The sequence below is a fragment of the Parafrankia irregularis genome (assembly GCF_001536285.1).
Lineage (GTDB): Bacteria > Actinomycetota > Actinomycetes > Frankiales > Frankiaceae > Parafrankia > Parafrankia irregularis.
Map to the genome: position 1 here is coordinate 23,895 of NZ_FAOZ01000033.1, position 16,646 is coordinate 40,540.

Genomic DNA, 16,646 nt, shown 5'->3' on the forward strand with positions numbered 1-16,646 from the left:
TGCCCCCGCTATCTCGCGGTCGACGGTGCGTCGGAACTGCCCGGGTTGGTGCCGGAACCCGCGGTGCCGCCAGATCCGTCGGTGCTGCCGCCGCTGGGCGGGCCGGCGAGGACGAGGCTGACCGTCGCGCCGCGTGTGACGAGCCCGGAGGCCGGAGACTGGGACAGCACCGTGCCCACAGGCCGGTCGCTGGCCTGGTTCTGCTCGACCACGTCGAAGCCGTAGCCGGTGAGCGTCGTCCGGGCGTCGGACCGGCTGCGGCCGACCACGTCGGGCACGTTGACCTGCGTGCTCGCGATGGTGACCGTCACGGTGGTGTCAAAGGCCACCTGGGTTCCCGCGGGCGGGTCGGTCTTCTCCACCAGCCCGGCGCCCTGGGCGGAGGGGCCGTTGTTCACCACCAGGTTCATCTTCAGCCCGGAGCTGGCCAGGCCGGTGCGGACGTCCCGTTCGGTGCGGCCGATGAAGTCGCTGACCGTGGTGTGGCCGCGGCCGGACGAGACGGTGAGGATGAAGATCGTTTCTGTGTTGGCCGAGGTGCCGGAGACCGGGTCGGTGGCTGTGACGACGTCCACAGCGGCCTGATCCAGGCGGTAGTCCCGTTGGAAGTGCGAGAAGCCGGCCGCGCGCAGCCGATCCTCAGCGCGGCCGATCGGCTCGCCGACCACGTTGGGAACGGTGGCGCGCCTGGCGGGCGGGCCAGGCCGGTAACCCTCCATGTCGCCGGGGGCCGGTGAGCTCCCGACGTCGCCGGCGGTCGCGGATGGGTCATCCGGCTGTCCCGTCGAAACCGTCGAAACCGTCGGACCGGTGCTGCCCGGCTCCTCCCGGTCCCGGCTGCCGCCGTCGGTGCTCCTGACGGTTGCCTCGGCCGTGGGTAGCCGGCCATCCGAGCCGGTCGGCAGCAGCTGGACGGCAGCGGCCCCGGCGGCCACCAGCAACGTCGCCAGTGCCACCACCAGGACCGGGACAACCCGTCGGCGGCCCCGCCGCGCGGCCGGGCGCTCCTGGGGCGAGCCGGCCGCCGGCCTGCCCGCTGGGGCGACCATCGTGACGTCGGGCTCCGCGGAACGTCGGTCGCCGGAATCCGCCCAGCCGGGTGCGGGAGCGTGGGGCGACCCGGGCGGCGGCGTGTTCCGTCCCGCGGCGCCGGGCGCCGGCGTGGCGGGCGCCGGTGTGCCGGAGGCTGGCGTGCCGGCAGCCGGCGTTGCCGGTGAGACCAGGGCCAGGTCGGTGAGCCAGTCGGAGGCGCTGTCGCGGGCCGCCGCCGCCACCGCCGGAGACGCCATCAGCCCGCCGCCGCCCGGAGCCGGCACCGCGCCCAGCCGCACCAGGCGGCTCAGCAGTTCGTCGGCACTCGGACGGCTGCGTGGGTCGCGGCGCATCGCGTCCCGCACGACCTCGGTGAGCGCCGGGTCGAGGCCGGCCACGTTCGGATCGCTGTGCATGACCCGGAACATCTGCGCCGGCGAGGGTCCGTCCCCGAACGGCAGGCGACCGGTCCCCGCGAAAAGCACCAGGCCGCCCCAGGCGAACACGTCGGCGGCGCCGGTGACCTCCGTGCCGGTCACCTGCTCCGGTGCCATGAAGGCCGGCGTCCCGACCATTCTCTCGCCGACCTGGGATGTGCTGTCGGCGGCCAGCGCCACGCCGAAATCGATCACCCGCGGGCCGAGCGAGGAAAGCAGAACGTTCGCCGGCTTGAGGTCCCGATGCACGAGACCCGCGCCGTGGATGGCCGTCAGGGCGGCCGCGACGCTCACCGCGACACGCTCGAGATCACCCGACGCGAGCGGCCCGTTCGCCGCGACCGCCTGGTAGAGCGTCGGCCCTGCCACGTACTCGGTGACCAGGTAGGGCGCCCCGTCGGGCGGGTCGACGACGTCGAGCACCTCGGCGGTGCAGAACCGCGCGACCCGGCGGGCGAGGTCGGCCTCACGCCGGAAGCGGGACCGGTACTCGGGCAGCTGCGCGAACTCCGCCCGGATCACCTTCAGCGCCACCAGACGGTCGGTCGTGCTGCCTGCGGCGGCCTTGGCGTCGCTGGCGCCGCCGACGGTGGTGGTGGCGGTGGCGGTGGTGCCAGCCTGGCCGGCGCGGGGAGTGGCCAGGTAGACGGTCCCCATCCCACCTGCGCCGAGCCGGCCAAGCAGCCGGTACCGCCCCAGCACCCGAGGATCGGTGGCAAGCAGCGGTTTGGTGCCAGGGTGGGTCGCGCCACCGCCGTCAACAGCACCACCGCCAGCACCACCACCGCCGACTGGGCTGCCGCCGCCAGCACCAACGCCAACGGGGCCGCCGCCAACAGGGCGATCGCCGCGAACCGGGCCGCGGCCAACAGGGCGACCGCCGCCAACAGGGCCGACATTCCCGCCAGGCGTCGGCGTGATTCCCGGCCGGCGCGTGCTACCCGCGTCGACCGGAGAATTCCCGCTGGCGTTCCGCCCCGTCGCACCGGACGCCGGGGCGTTCTCACGTACGTCCACAACGCCTCCGCACGGCCGAGTCAACATCGGTGCAGGGCACCGTTTCCGTCGTTACATCTTCGTGGCTTCGCCTTCAAAGACGCGGCGTTCGGGAATCGGGTTGTGGACCTATCGGGCAGCCGATAGCCGGTCGACAACGGGCCGTGGATGTGCACACCAGCTCCCGGCGCTCAGCCCCAGCGGGCTGTTGTTGATTAACCGCAAACGCGGCGCCGGCTACTACCACATCGCCCCCGGAACGGGGCGGGCTACTCGCCTCCCGACGGCCGCTGTGGCGCCAGCGGCAACAGCCTCGCCCGGCAGGCTATGACAAGTGCAGGATTTGTACCAGTATGGGAGTGTGTAGCAGGATCCCGATCTTCGGGCTGTCGCTGCTACCGCTGCTGCCGAGCACGAGTGGAGCCGCTACCGCCGCCGCTTCCGAGCAAGGGTTGAGGATTGTGGCTGCTGCCGCAACCGAAATCCTCACTTCTTGCGGATTGTCAAGTCGCTCCCGCCCTTTTGTCGATATCGGCGTGAAATGGCCGCGCGGTCCGGCGGTGCGGCATCCTCGATGGGGCACCGTGCGGCGGGTGGGCTCGGACAGTCAGGTCGATATCGGGGGCCGGATCCGCCACTTCTCGGGATTCTGCGCCACACGCTCTGGGACGACGAAAATCCTCAACTCCGAGCCGCGCGCCTGGGCTCGACCGCTGGGGTGATCAGAGAACCCGGCCTGGTTCGCTCGTCCCGCCCGTCGGGAAATTCTCGATACCCAGGACGAGCAGCAGTTCGAGGCGTTCACGTGATTCGGTGTCCGCCGGGGTCAACACCAGCAGCAGCTGACCCTGGTCCGGGGTGACCAGGGTCTCGCAGTCCATCAGCAGACGGCCCACCCGCGGATGGTGCAGCGTCTTGCGGTCGGCGCGTCGGACCGCCACCTCGTGCTCGGCCCAGCGCTGGCGGAAGTCGGCGCTGGCGGCCTGCAGCCGCTCGACGAGCCCGGTGACCTCCGGGTCGCCGGAGCGCCGCCCTGCGGTCGCGCGCAGGTCGGCAACGAGCTGTCTGGACTGGTGCTCGTGCTCCTCCGGTGAGTGGGCTTCGCGGGTGGTAGGACTGGTGAACCAGCGGTAGATCAGGTAGCGCTGGTCGCCCACGAAACCGCTGTAATCGCCGGTCAGGAGCAGACCGGCGCGGTTGTGGGCCAGGGTCTCGCCCAGGTCGGAAATCACCAGGGCCGGTGTGTCGCCGAGCAGGTCGAGCATGCGCACCAGGCCGGCGCGGGCCAGCCGGGCCCGGCTGGCGGCGGGAGGTGGCAGGTGCCCGGCCAGATGGAACAGATGATCGCGCTCGTCGTCGGACAGTCGCAGCGCCCGGGCCAGCGCACCCAGCAGCTGGGTGGACGGCTGGCTGCTGCGGCCCTGCTCAAGGCGCACCACGTAGTCGACCGACATGCCAGCGAGCATGGCCACCTCCTCCCGGCGCAGGCCGGTGGTGCGCCGCCGCGGGCCGTCGGCCAGGCCCACCTCGGCCGGGCGGATCGCCTCGCGGCGCCGCCGCAGGAAGTCGGCGAGTTCGTCACGTTGCACAACCGCATGCTTCCCCGGCAGAGCGAGTCGAGCCAGGGAGTGACGCTCCCACGATGAACACTCCTCTCCCGGATCTGCCGAGGCAGCCGCAAGGTGGAGACGAGCGAAAGCCGCGGTCGACGGTCGACGGTCGACGACAGCTCGCGGCCGACCGAGAGCGAAGGAGAGCACATTGCAGACACGAACTCTCGGCAGCACCGGATCGTCCGTGGCCGCGCTGGGCCTGGGAGCGATGGGCATGTCGGGCGCCTACGGGGCATCCGACCGGTCGGAGAGCATCGCCACGGTGCACGCCGCCCTGGACGCCGGCGTCACCCTGATCGACACCGGTGACTTCTACGGAATGGGCCACAACGAGCTGCTGCTCGAGGAGGCACTGCGTGGCCGGGACCGCGACAGCTATGTGCTGAGCGTCAAGTTCGGCGGGCTGCGCGGGCCGGACGGCCGATTCCTCGGGCAGGACGGCCGTCCCGACGCGGTCCGGAACTTCCTGGCCTACTCGCTGACCAGGCTCGGCACCGACCACATCGACATCTACCGGCCGGCACGGCTGGACCCGGCCGTCCCGATCGAGGAGACCGTGGGCGCGATCAAGGAGATGATCGACGCCGGCTATGTGCGGCAGGTGGGCCTCTCCGAGGTCGACGCCGAGACGATCCGCCGCGCGCACGCCGTCCATCCGATCGCCGATCTGCAGATCGAGTACTCGTTGGTGTCCCGGGCGGTGGAGGAGGAGGTCCTGCCCACGCTGCGGGAGCTGGGCATCGGCCTGACCGCGTACGGAGTTCTCGGCCGGGGCCTGATCTCCGGGCACTGGCGCGCCGGCCAGGTCGCCGGCCCCGGCGACTTCCGCGCCCACAGCCCGCGGTTCTCCAGCGGGAACGTGGAGCACAACCTCAACCTGGTGGAGGCGCTGCGGGAGGTCGCCACGGCGAAGGGCGCCACCGTCGCCCAGCTGGCCATCGCGTGGGTGGCGGCCCAGGGCGACGACATCGTGCCCCTGGTCGGAGCCCGGACCCGCGATCGGCTGGCCGAGGCCCTGCCCGCCCTCGACCTGAACCTCACCGCCGACGACCTCGCCGAGATCGAGAAGGCCGTACCGGCCGGCTCGGCCCGCGGCGACCGGTACCCGAGCGTCCTCATGTCCTCCCTGGGCGTCGGAAACTGACTCGCCGGGCCCGTGGGCCCGGCTCAGGCCGGGCCGCGTACGTGCCGATGTGCCACCAGGTTTCGGGTGGTCACGGCCGCTGTCTCGCGACGCCGCCTGATCCGTGGCGGCCGATCGCGCGCAGGGCGAGATCCTGAACGACCGCGGGAAGAAGGATGTGTTCGGCCGAAAGAACCCTCGCGGAGAGGCTTTCAACGGTGTCGTCCGGCCGGACGGCAAGTTCTTTTTGCGCGATGACAGGACCTTCGTCGTACTCTGCCGTGACGATGTGGATCGAAGGGCCGGTTATGTGATCGCCGGAAGCCAGTACGGCTTCATGCACGGTGTTGCCGTACATGCCTCTCCCGCCGTGCCGTGGCAGCAGGGAAGGATGTATGTTGATGATTCTGCCGTCGAAGGATTTCAGCGTTTTTGGGCCGATCTTCTTCATATAGCCCGCCGTGACGATCAGGTCGATGTGATGTGCGTTCAGGAGCACCCGTACAGCCGTGTCAAGCTGGTCGGGATCGGGATGCGTGGCTCCTGACATGTGCGCGGCTGGTATGGCATGGGTATGGGCATAGGCGAGCGCGCCAGATCCTCTGTTGTTACTCAGGACCAGTGACAGGTGGAACGCCGCATCCGGCCCCAGCGAGGCCTGGTGCAGTGCCTGCAGATTGGTCCCGGTATGCGAGGCGAACACCGCCACCCGGAAGTCAGCCATGCGCGGAACCTTGGAGCATCGGTCGTGGCCTCGGGTTCAGGGGGGCGTCGGGGTGAATCATGGGATTCGACACGCGCAGATTCTATGGGCGTTCTGCGGCGGGGGTGCGATGTTAGGTCAGGAGCGCGGTGTCCCGCACGGGGCCTGATCGGCTGCGGTTGTGAGCGCGGCCGCCGCGGTCGGTGGGGCGGGATAGATGGTGCTGGCCATCGTGACGGTACGGGCGGTGTCCTCGTTCCAGAACGCCATTGCCTGGTATCCGAAGATGGCGCCGCTGTGGCCCCAGTTCACTCCGCAGCGGTCGGAGACCCGTTCGATCCCGAGGCCATAGCGAAAGCCCGGGTCGGCGGCATCCTCCACGGTGGTGGTCTTCATCTGCCGGAGCATCCGGGCGTTGAGCAGTTCACCGTCCATCAGCGCCTGATAGAAGCGTGACACGTCCTTGACGGTGGAGACGATGGCACCGGCTGCCCAGGCATGCGAGGGATTGAGCCCGGTCACATCGAACGGCCCACCATCGGCCGCGGGAATGAGGTCCGGCGGGACGTATCCGCGGGCGTGATAGCCGGGAATGTTCCCGGTGGCGGCGGGGAACGAGGTGTCAGCCAGACTTAGCGGCCGGAAGATCCGCCGGTCGAGCTCCTCGCCCAGCGAATGGTGGGTGACGGCCTGGATGAGCAGGCCGGCGACGATGTAGTTGGTGTTGGAGTACGCCCAGGCGGTACCGGGCGTGAACGAGCTCGGGTGGGTTTCGGCGATGGCCACGAGGTCCGCAGGGTCGAAGAACCGGTTCGCGGTGATGCCGGCCAGCAGCTTCGGGTCGGCGGTGTAGTCGAACAGGCCGCTGGTGTGGTTGAGCAGCTGCCGAACGGTGATCGTGCTCCCGTCGCGCAGCAGGCCCGGCAGCCAGCGTTTCACGGGCCGGTCGAGGGCGAGGCGGCCCTCGCCGACGAGCTCGAGTGCCACGGTGGCGACGAACGTCTTCGTGATGCTGCCGATCCGTACCTTGGCCTGCGGTCGCAAAGCGGCACCCGTGGCCAGGTCCGTGACACCCGCGGCGACCTGGCGGATCCGGTCGTGGTCCTGCACCCGGATCATGACACCGGGAACGCCTGCGGCGGTGACGTCGCTCAGCAGTGTGTGCAGGTCAGGGCTGATGCTCGACGATGCGGCCGGCTCGGAAGCCCGCTGCGTCGAAACCCCCTGCGCCGCGGTGCCGGCCGGCGTTGGTGCGGAGCCGGCCGGCGCTGGTGCGGTGCCGGCGAGAGCGGGTGCGGTGCCCGCGAGCGGCGGCGAGATGACAACCGCGATCAGGAGGACCGCCACGGCCGGGAGAATCGTGCTGATGCGGCGACAGGGCGAGGCGGTTCTCAGGCGCGCCGCCCCCGTCGGCCCGGGCCTCACGCGTGACCGCCGGTCTTCTGCTCGTCGGTGACAACCGGCCGGGTCTGGTACCGCCGCCAGGCGATCGTCAGCCGCCACAGCCGCCCGGTGACGAATGCCCCGCCGAGCATGAGCACGTAGACCAGCGGTGTCCAGGCACCGCCAACGGATGTGTGTGTGCCGTCGAGATAGGTGAATGTCTCGTCGCTGATCAGGTAGGGGACCCCGGTCCAGCGAAAGGTGCCGGTGGCCTGCGGGTCGCTCGCGGTGATCCCGGCGTCGAAGGCGACTCTTCCGACGTGCGTCAGCAGGGTCATCACCACCTCGACGAGGAGGATGGTGAGCGCCGCGGCTCCCCAGGACGGCCGCCGGGTGAGCTCGCCGTATTCGGCGGCGAGATAACCGGCCGCGAGGACCCGCAGATCACCGAGCTGACGCACGGCCTGCCGGGCGCCGACATCCTCGGCGGCGGCCCACAGGTTGTCGCGCAGCTCCCGCCGCTTGGCGATCCGGGATCTGCGTGGCAGGTCCTGCAGGCGGGCGTCGAGCGTCCACACGGCGCGTTCGATGCGCAACCGGTCGAGAGTTCCCCGTGAGGTGGCCATGTCAGGTGTCCTCCGTCGAGGTGGGTGGGTCGGGGAGGGGGCGGACGAGCGTGGGGTGGACCACCGCGGCCAGCGACAGCCAGCTCGCGGTGCCTTCTGCCAGGGCCTCGGTGCCGGCCGCGGTCGGCCGGTAGTACTTGCGGGCCGGGCCGGATCGGGACGCGACCAGCCGCGCCTCCACCCGGCCCTCGCGTTCCAGGCGGGCCAGCGCCGGATACACGCTGCCCTCGGTGATGTCCGTCAGGCCGAGCTGCCGCAGCCGCTGAACGACCTCGTAGCCGTACGACTCACGCTCGGCGAGGAGCCGAAGCAACAGCAGTGACAGGACGCCCTTGAGGAGTTGGGGATCATGCGTCGGCGCCATGGATGCAAGCTAAGCCTGGTACTCGGCATCGTCAAGTAGTAGGCATTGGCGAGTGCGCTGTCGAGGACCGGACACCCGCCGACCGTTCAGTGCGGTGGTGGCGGGCAGCATGTCAAAGGTGGCGCGTGACGAGACGGGTGCGGAGATGGCCGATGGTCAGCTGGTCGCGGCGGTGCGAGCGGCGCTCGCCGGCGCCGCCGACCCGGCGAGGGCACCGGCCATGCGGGCGTACATGAAGTCGGAGATGCTGTTCCGCGGCGTGCCGAAGCCCGTCCGGGAACGAGCGCTGCGTCCCGTCCTGGCCGAGCGGACCCTGCCCAGCCAGTCAAGCTGGCGGGCGACCGTCCGGGCGCTGTGGCGGGAGGCGGAGTACCGCGAGGAGCGGTACGCGGCGATCGACCTGACCGGTCACCGTGCCTATCGCGCCTACCAGCGCGCGGACACGCTGGACCTCTACGAAGAGATGATCACGACTGGTGCCTGGTGGGACTACGTCGACGAGATCGCCTCCCGCCGGGTCGGCCCGCTGCTCGCCGCGGACCCCGCCGCGATCCGCCCGGTGATGCTGCGATGGAGCCGTGACGGCGACCTGTGGCGGCGCCGGACGTCGATCATCTGCCAGCTGTCCTTCAAGGCCGCGACCGATCTGGACCTGCTGTATGCCTGCATCGACGCCAACCTCGACGACCGGGACTTCTTCATCCGCAAGGCCATCGGATGGGCGCTGCGCCGGTACGCCTGGACGAACCCGACCGAGGTCCGCCGCTTCGTCACCGCCCGCGGGGACGCCCTGTCACCTCTCTCACGCCGCGAGGCACTGAAGAACATCGGCTGAAACTCATCCGCCTGACATCAGCCGCCCCAGGACTTCAGCCTCGCCGGTTCGCGTCGGGTGAGTTCCCGAGGCCACAGCCGGACGCGCCATTCGTCACCCGGCGTGGTTGAGCCCGGCCAGCCGCGCTGCACGAATCCGCGGCCGGTGATGAGTGCTGTGTACCGGCCCGGGGCTACCTCCAGACGGAGATTCTGCACTGTCGTCGCAGACTCGTAAAAAAGTCCGAACGCATCGACGTCGATCGAAGCGGCAAACGCCTCCTGCCAAAGACCGAGGTCGTCCGGCGGTTGCGCCGTCCACTGTTCTACTCGTAGCGACATCGCGAAGTTGTTCTGGTGCGGTGAGAGAATGATCAGCAGAGACCCGTCCTGCGCGATTCCGTCGTTGCTGATCGCACGGTTGACGACCTCCGAGTAGTCGATCTCGTCGCTGGCACCGGAGTACAGATAGAACTGTCCGTAGTCGTAGACCGCCTTCGCTGCCTGGACATGCTCGCATATCGGATCAGGTGCCTCGGCCATGCCGGTGCTTCCCATCGGCTCCTCCTCGCGCGGGTCGCTCGACAGCCACTTATCGACACGAGTCCCGTTGGCTCACGGTTGATGTGATGTAAATCGGGCGGGCTGGCGCGACAATTTACCGTTGCCGCCGCTTGCCGGGTGTGGGGGCGGCGTGCAGGCAGGCCTGGTGCTGCGTGGCTCCCCGCCACCTGCTTGGGGGTTTCGGCGGACTCCGCCTCTGATGGGCGGGCACGGGAGCGTCCAGTCGGCTGCTGGCCGGCGCGACCTCGCCGGGCATTTCCCGGGCGCCCGTCGGGGTGGGCGAAGACTGCGCTTGAAAAGCCGCCTGAGGCGTGATGACCTGTCGGTGGAGCGCGATGGTGAGGGGTCGACATGCCGTCCGATCAGACGATTAATGAGCTGGAACGCCTGGCTGATCTGAGCGTGGATCAGCTGGGGCGGCTGGTCGGTCTGGTGGAGTACGACTCGTCCGCGGACCATTTTCCCGTTTCCGGGTGGGATGGGCTGGTCTGGGTTGTCGGCAACGCGGTGCAGGCCGCGCACTACTTCCAGTCGGCGTTCGGTATGGAGCTGGTGGCCTATTCGGGGCCGGAGAACGGAAATCGCGACCATCGGGCCTATGTGCTGCGGTCCGGGGCGGCCCGTTTCGTGCTCAAGGGTGCTTACGACCCGGCCAGTCCGCTGGTCGAGCACCATCGGCGCCACGGTGACGGAATCGTCGACATCTCGCTTGAGGTACCGGATGTCGATCGGTGCGTCGACCATGCGGCGGCGCAGGGCGCGACAGTTCTCGCGCAGCCGCGCGACGTCCAGGACGAGCATGGCGTCGTCCGGATGGCCACGATCGCGGCGTACGGGGACACCGTGCACACGCTGGTGGACCGCTCGCGCTACCAGGGCGTCTACCTGCCCGGTTACGAGCCGCGGGCCTCGGCGCTGCGCCGCCGCCCGGGTGCGCCGGAGCGGCTGTTCCAGGCCGTCGACCACGTCGTCGGCAATGTGGAGCTCGGCCGGATGGACCAGTGGGTCGAGTTCTACAACCGGGTCATGGGCTTCACGAACATGGCCGAGTTCATCGGCGGTGACATCGCCACCGAGTACTCGGCGCTGATGAGCAAGGTGGTCGCCAGCGGAAACCACCGGGTGAAGTTCCCGCTCAACGAGCCGGCGGCCGGGCGGCGGAAATCGCAGATCGACGAGTTCCTGGAGTTCTACGGTGGCCCCGGTGCCCAGCATGTGGCGCTGGCGACGGACGACATCATCGCCACCTATGACGCGATGGTCGCCGAAGGGGTGGAATTCCTGCCGACCCCGGCCTCCTACTATGAGGACCCGCGGCTGCGAGCCCGCATCGGCTCGGTCCGGGTGCCCGTCGAGGAGCTTTCCTCCCGGGGGATTCTGGTCGACCGGGACGAGGACGGCTACCTCCTGCAGATCTTCACGAAGCCACCCGTGGACCGCCCGACGGTCTTCTTCGAACTGATCGAGCGGCACGGATCGCTCGGGTTCGGAAAGGGCAATTTCCAGGCGCTGTTCGAGGCGATCGAACGCGAGCAGGAGAAACGCGGCAACTTCTGACGGAAAGCCGGGACCGGCGACTCGCAGGGACGCCCGGCGACTGGCAGGAACGACCGGCGACTCGCAGGGACGACCGGCGGCGATGAGGCAGGAAGGTGTCCCGATGGCCTACTACCGGCAGGTGGGCGACATCCCGCCGAAGCGGCACACCCAGTTCCGCCGGCCCGACGGAGGCCTGTACCGCGAGGAGCTCGTCGGCACGGAGGGGTTCTCGGCCGACTCGTCGTTGCTCTACCACCGCTTCGTCCCGTCGGCGATCGCCGACGCCCGAGCGTGGGAGCTGCCGGACCAGGCTCTGGTCGCGAACAGCCCGCTGCGGCCCCGGCACCTGAGGCTGCCGGAGCTCTTTCCCGGCGAGGAGCACAAGGCGGTCGACGCGGTCACCGGGCGGCGGCTGCTGCTGGGGAACGGCGACGTCCGCATCTCGTATGTGGTGGCCGCGCTGCCGTCGCCCTACTACCGCGACGCGGTGGGGGACGAGTGCGCCTTCGTCGAGGGCGGCGGCGCCACGGTGGAGACGTCGTTCGGCGCCCTGGAGGTGGGGCACGGCGACCTCGTCGTGCTGCCCCGCGGCGTGATCCACCGGTGGGTGCCCACCGGGCCGGACCCGCTGCGCCTGTACGTGGTCGAGGCGTCCAGCCACATCGTGCCGCCGAGCCGCTACCTCACCCGGTACGGGCAGTTCCTGGAGCAGGCGCCGTACTGCGAGCGCGACCTGCGGGCGCCGGCCGAACCGATGCTCGCCGACGGCAAGGACGTCGAGGTCCACGTCCGGCACCGGGCCGGCGGGCCGGAGGGGCTGGCGGGCACGGTGCACGTGTTCCCCGAGCACCCCTTCGACGTCGTCGGCTGGGATGGATGCCTGTACCCGTTCGCCTTCAACGTCGCCGACTTCGAACCGATCACCGGGCGGGTGCACCAGCCACCGCCGGTGCACCAGGTCTTCGCCGGTCGGGACTTCGTGATCTGCGCGTTCGTGCCGCGCAAGGTGGACTACCACCCGCGGGCGGTCCCCGTGCCGTACTACCACTCCAACGTCGACTCGGACGAGGTGATGTTCTACGTCGCCGGGGACTACGAGGCCCGCCGGGGGTCGGGGATCGGCCGGGGCTCGGTCTCGCTGCATCCCGGCGGCCACACCCACGGTCCGCAGCCCGGCGCGGTCGAGCGTTCTCTCGGCGCCGAGTTCTTCGACGAGCTCGCGATCATGGTGGACACGTTCCGTCCGCTCGGCCTGGGGGAGGGGGCGCTGGCCGTCGACGACCCGGGCTACGCCTGGACCTGGGCGGGGGCGGAAGGCACGACGAGCCCGGCCTCGGCCTTTCCCGGTGCCGGATGAGCGTGTGCGCGTGATGAGCGTGTGCGCGTGATGAGCGGGAGCCCGCCCGCCGCGAGCTGGCTGGGGATTCCGGCCGGCAGCGGGTTCGGCTTGGAGAACCTGCCTTACGGCGTGTTCTCCACCGGCCGCGACAACAGGCCGCGCAGCGGCGTCGCGATCGGCGATCAGATCCTCGATCTCACCGGTGTCACCGGTGATCCGGTGCACGGTACCGGGTCGCTGAACGCCTTCATGGCCCAGGGGCCGCGGCGGTGGCAGACCCTGCGCGCCGACCTGGTCACCTGGCTGACCGACGAGCGCCACCGCCGCCGCGTCGAGCCGCACCTCGTGCCCCGCGGCGAGGCTCGCCTTCACCTGCCGGTCGAGATCGCCGACTACGTCGACTTCTACAGTTCGCGGGACCACGCGGAGAACCTCGGCCGGATCCTCCGCCCGGGCGGTGCGCCGCTGACACCCAACTGGCTGCACATGCCCCTCGGGTACCACGGGCGCGCGGGCACCGTGGTGGTCTCGGGCACGCCGGTGACCCGGCCCCGCGGCCAGCGCAGAGGCCCCGCGGACGACACACCCGACTTCGGGCCGTCGCAGCGGCTGGACATCGAGGCGGAGATCGGGTTCGTCGTGGGGAGCCCGTCCCCGGCGGGGCGGCCGGTGGCGCTGCCGGACCTGCCCCGGCACGTGTTCGGCGTGTGTCTTCTCAACGACTGGTCGGCGCGCGACCTGCAGGCCTGGGAGTACGTGCCGCTGGGCCCCTTCCTGGGGAAGTCCTTCCTCACCTCGGTCTCCCCGTGGGTGGTGCCGCTCGCGGCGCTGGAGGCGGCCCGGATCCGGCCGCCGCGCCGGGAGGTGACGCCGCTGCCCTATCTGGACGACGCCGCGGCGGAGCCATGGGGCCTGGACATCCAGCTGGAGGTGCGGCTGAACGGGCACCTGGTCAGCCGCCCGCCCTTCAGGCTCATGTACTGGACGCCGGCCCAGCAGCTGGCGCATCTGACGGTCAACGGCGCTTCGCTGCGAACGGGCGACCTGTTCGCCTCCGGAACGGTCTCCGGCCCGGCCCGGCACCAGAGTGGGTCGTTCATCGAGCTGTCATGGGGTGGCCGGGAACCGCTGGAGCTGCCGGACGGGTCCGTCCGGGTGTTCCTGCAGGACGGTGACCATGTCACCATCACCGCCGTCGCCCCGGGCCGCCACGGCGAAACCCTGTCGTTCGGTGAGGTCGCCGGCCGCGTTCAACCAGCCGCCGCGCTGACCTCACAAACCGCGAGCGTGCCGGGCCCTCTGGGGGTGTAGCGCTCCACTACACGCCCGAGGCCTGGTCGTTCTAGGTTTGCCAACGTGGGCGTTCCGGCGGGAGGGAATGCCTGCCCGAGCAGGTGCGGGACGCGCCGGGGAGGTAATGCAGTTGTCCACGACAGGTCACCCGAAAAACGTCCGTGTGTCCGCCGAGAACACCGCCCGGATGGACGGCCGCGGGTACGTGTACTTCACCATGGAAAACGCGGATCAACACCGCCGCTGATCGTCGTGTTCTCCGCTGTTAATCCACAGGACGCGGCAGTGCTTGACCACATCGAGCTCGACGCGTCATTCCACGTCGCGCTGGCCGTGGTGGCGGTCGCGGTGGCGCTGGTCGGTACCTGGCTCCTCGTCCGCCTGCTGCTCCTCCCGCTGCGCCGGCTGCTGCGACGGCGGCGTGGGGCGGCAACTTCCCGCTCCGAGCTGCTGGGGCGGTTGTGCGTCATCCGCACCGGCCGAGTGGGGCCCGAGTTCGGTCAGGCGGAGGTCAGGGCCGACGACGGCTCGTCCGTGCTGGTCCAGGTGCGACATCCCGAGAACAACCCGCTGCTGCGGGCTGGCAGCTCCGCCGTGATCTACAGCTATGACGCCGCCCGCGAGATCTTCTGGGTGAGTCCGCTGGACTTCATCCGCGAACTGGACCGCGACCACCCCGCCGTCGAGTGAGAGCGTAGAAAAGGAAAGCGCATGAGCCTCATCACCATCCTCCTGGGCGTGTTCTTCGGGTTGGTCATTCTTGCCGCGCTGGGTGCGGTCGTCGCGGTCAGTCGCCTGTCCCGCCAGGTGGAGCAGGGAAAAGCCCTGATCGTGTCGCGCTCCAAGAAGGTGGAGGTCACCTTCACCGGAGCGATCGTCCTGCCGATCATCAACAAGGCGGAGGTGATGGATATCTCCGTGAAGACGATCGAGATCCGGCGGACCGGCCGGGAGGGGCTGATCTGCCAGGACAACATCCGGGCCGACATCCGCATCACGTTCTTCGTCCGGGTCAACAAGACGGTCGAGGACGTCATCAAGGTGGCGCAGGCGATCGGAACCGCGCGGGCCAGTGACCAGACGACGCTGCAGGAGCTCTTCAACGCCAAGTTCTCGGAGGCGCTGAAGACCGTCGGCAAGCAGTTCGACTTCGTCGACCTCTACACGAAGCGCGAGGAGTTCCGCGACCAGATCATCCAGGTCATCGGCACCGATCTGAACGGCTACAGCCTTGAGGACGCCGCCATCGACTTCCTCGAGCAGACCCCGATGACCCAGCTCGACCGGGACAACATCCTGGATGCCCAGGGCATCCGGAAGATCACCGAGCTGACCACCATCGAGCATGTCCGCACCAACGAGTATCAGCGCCAGGAGGAGAAGGAGATCACCCGCAAGGATGTCGAGACGCGGGAGACGATCCTCGAGCTCGAACGGCGGCAGGCCGACGCCGAGACGAAGCAGAAGCAGGAGATCGCGACCGCGCGGGCCCGGGAGGAGGCCGAGACCGCCCGGGTGCAGGCCGAGGAACGGCTGAAGGCCACCTCCGCGGCACTGCGCGCCGACGAGCTGATCGGCATCCAGAAGGAGAACCAGGCGCGGGAGATCGCCGTCGCGGAGAAGAACAGGCAGCGGGTCATCGCCATCGAGACCGAGCGGATCGAGAAGGACCGCCAGCTCGAGGTCGTCGCCCGGGAGCGGGAGACGTCGCTGTCCCGCGCCGCCATGGACAAGGAGCTGGAGGTGCAGAAGCAGGCGGTCGCCGAAGTGGTCCGTGACCGGGTCGCGGTGGACCTGACGGTCGCCGAGCAGGAGGAGAACATCAAGCGGCTGCGGGCCGTGGAAGATGCCGAGCGCCTGCGGCAGGCCCTGGTGATCGAAGCGGAAGCCGAGGCCCAGCAGGGTCTCGTCAAGGACATCAAGGCGGCCGAGGCCGCCGAGCAGGCTGCCGTGCACAGGGCGCAGGAGGCGGTGATCCTCGCCGAGGCCCGCCAGCGGGCCGCGGACCTGGACACCCGCGCCAAGATCCAGCTCGCCCAGGGCATCCAGGCCGAGGCCGCAGCCAAGGGGCTCGCCGCGGCCGTGGTGCGGGAACGGGAGGCGGAGGCGATCGAGAAGGTCGGCCGGGCCGAGGCCGTGGTCGACCGGGAGAAGGCACTGGTCGCCGCGGCGGCGATCCGGGAGCGGCTGCGGGGTGAGGCCGACGGCCTCACCGAGAAGGCGACGGCGATGGCGGCGCTGGACGAGGCGAGCCGAGGCCACGAGGAGTACCGGCTGCGGCTGGAGGCCGAAAAGGAGATCCGGCTGGCCGGCCTCGACATCCAGCGCCGGATCGCCGAGTCCCAGGCCACGGTGCTGGCGGCCGGTCTGGAGAGCGCCGACATCGACATCGTCGGCGGCGAGAGCATGTTCTTCGACCGGCTGCTGAGCTCGATCACCATGGGCCGCGCGGTGGACGGCTTCGTCGAGCACTCCGACGTCGTCGGGGGCCTGGCGGGCCGGTGGCTGGACGGCTCCGCCGACTTCACCGCGGATCTGACCAGGGTGCTCGGCTCGCTGGGCTCCGGTGACGTCCAGAACCTCACGGTGTCAGCACTGCTGATGCAGCTGATCAAGGGTGGTGGGCTGGACGCCGGGAAGCTGCGGGAGCTGGCGGACGCGGCCGCCGTCGCGGCGGCCCAGCCGGGGGCCACGACCACGACGACGACCACGACGCTGGAGGCCGCGACGACGTCCGCCAGGACGGCGAAGGCCGCCACCGTGGCGACGCCATCGGCCACCCGCACCACCCCCGGCCGTGGCACCACCCGCTGAGGCCGGG

At 70.1% G+C, this 16,646-nt stretch carries 14 protein-coding genes; 7 read left to right on the top strand and 7 right to left on the bottom strand.

Features of this window, described 5'->3' with window-relative positions; all coding sequences use genetic code 11:
* Positions 1-8: 8 nt before the first annotated feature.
* Entirely contained in the window at positions 9-2,171 is a 2,163-nt protein-coding gene (locus AWX74_RS31845; protein WP_091284327.1) for a protein kinase domain-containing protein, read from the bottom strand.
* A gap of 1,016 nt (positions 2,172-3,187) precedes the next feature.
* Positions 3,188-4,054 carry a helix-turn-helix transcriptional regulator gene (locus tag AWX74_RS31855; RefSeq protein WP_091284330.1) on the bottom strand — a complete coding sequence of 289 codons (867 nt, stop codon included), beginning with the start codon at positions 4,052-4,054 and terminating at the stop codon, positions 3,188-3,190.
* 172 nt (positions 4,055-4,226) lie between these two features.
* On the opposite strand from AWX74_RS31855, the gene AWX74_RS31860 reads away from it, so the two are divergent.
* Entirely contained in the window at positions 4,227-5,222 is a 996-nt protein-coding gene (locus tag AWX74_RS31860) for an aldo/keto reductase (protein WP_091284331.1), read from the top strand.
* A 70-nt stretch (positions 5,223-5,292) separates the two neighbouring features.
* Here the strand turns inward: AWX74_RS31860 and purN are convergent, their stop codons facing one another.
* From purN to AWX74_RS31880, 4 genes are all read right to left on the bottom strand, one after another.
* Positions 5,293-5,925 carry a phosphoribosylglycinamide formyltransferase gene (gene purN / locus AWX74_RS31865; RefSeq protein WP_091284332.1) on the bottom strand — a complete coding sequence of 211 codons (633 nt, stop codon included), beginning with the start codon at positions 5,923-5,925 and terminating at the stop codon, positions 5,293-5,295.
* Positions 5,926-6,042: 117 nt separating this feature from the next.
* Positions 6,043-7,251, bottom strand: coding sequence for a serine hydrolase domain-containing protein (locus tag AWX74_RS31870; protein WP_242666505.1), 1,209 nt, complete (start codon positions 7,249-7,251; stop codon positions 6,043-6,045).
* A gap of 74 nt (positions 7,252-7,325) precedes the next feature.
* Entirely contained in the window at positions 7,326-7,913 is a 588-nt protein-coding gene (locus AWX74_RS31875; RefSeq protein WP_091284337.1) for a hypothetical protein, read from the bottom strand.
* 1 nt (position 7,914) lies between these two features.
* Positions 7,915-8,277, bottom strand: coding sequence for a PadR family transcriptional regulator (locus AWX74_RS31880; protein ID WP_054566785.1), 363 nt, complete (start codon positions 8,275-8,277; stop codon positions 7,915-7,917).
* A gap of 109 nt (positions 8,278-8,386) precedes the next feature.
* Here AWX74_RS31880 and AWX74_RS31885 point away from each other — a divergent pair, with 109 nt between their 5' ends.
* Positions 8,387-9,112 (top strand): DNA alkylation repair protein, encoded by a 726-nt coding sequence (locus tag AWX74_RS31885; protein ID WP_242666506.1) that lies wholly within the window; start codon positions 8,387-8,389, stop codon positions 9,110-9,112.
* A gap of 17 nt (positions 9,113-9,129) precedes the next feature.
* On the opposite strand, the gene AWX74_RS31890 is transcribed toward AWX74_RS31885, so the two are convergent.
* Positions 9,130-9,648, bottom strand: a complete 519-nt coding sequence (locus AWX74_RS31890; RefSeq protein WP_091284339.1) for a hypothetical protein — start codon at positions 9,646-9,648, stop codon at positions 9,130-9,132.
* A 357-nt stretch (positions 9,649-10,005) separates the two neighbouring features.
* Between AWX74_RS31890 and hppD the strand changes: the two genes are divergently transcribed.
* The 5 genes from hppD (at position 10,006) to AWX74_RS31915 (ending at position 16,639) form a co-directional block, all read left to right on the top strand.
* Positions 10,006-11,211, top strand: a complete 1,206-nt coding sequence (gene hppD / locus AWX74_RS31895) for a 4-hydroxyphenylpyruvate dioxygenase (RefSeq protein WP_091284341.1) — start codon at positions 10,006-10,008, stop codon at positions 11,209-11,211.
* A 103-nt stretch (positions 11,212-11,314) separates the two neighbouring features.
* On the top strand, positions 11,315-12,550 hold the full coding sequence (locus tag AWX74_RS31900; protein ID WP_091284343.1) for a homogentisate 1,2-dioxygenase: 1,236 nt from the start codon (positions 11,315-11,317) through the stop codon (positions 12,548-12,550).
* 30 nt (positions 12,551-12,580) lie between these two features.
* Complete coding sequence (fahA, locus tag AWX74_RS31905) at positions 12,581-13,843, top strand: fumarylacetoacetase (protein WP_091284344.1); 1,263 nt, start codon at positions 12,581-12,583, stop codon at positions 13,841-13,843.
* 267 nt (positions 13,844-14,110) lie between these two features.
* On the top strand, positions 14,111-14,515 hold the full coding sequence (locus AWX74_RS31910; protein WP_091284346.1) for an OB-fold-containig protein: 405 nt from the start codon (positions 14,111-14,113) through the stop codon (positions 14,513-14,515).
* Between the two features lie 21 nt (positions 14,516-14,536).
* The gene (locus tag AWX74_RS31915; RefSeq protein WP_091284348.1) at positions 14,537-16,639 is read left to right on the top strand and encodes a flotillin family protein; all 2,103 of its coding nucleotides are present in this window, start codon (positions 14,537-14,539) and stop codon (positions 16,637-16,639) included.
* Positions 16,640-16,646 lie beyond the last annotated feature (7 nt).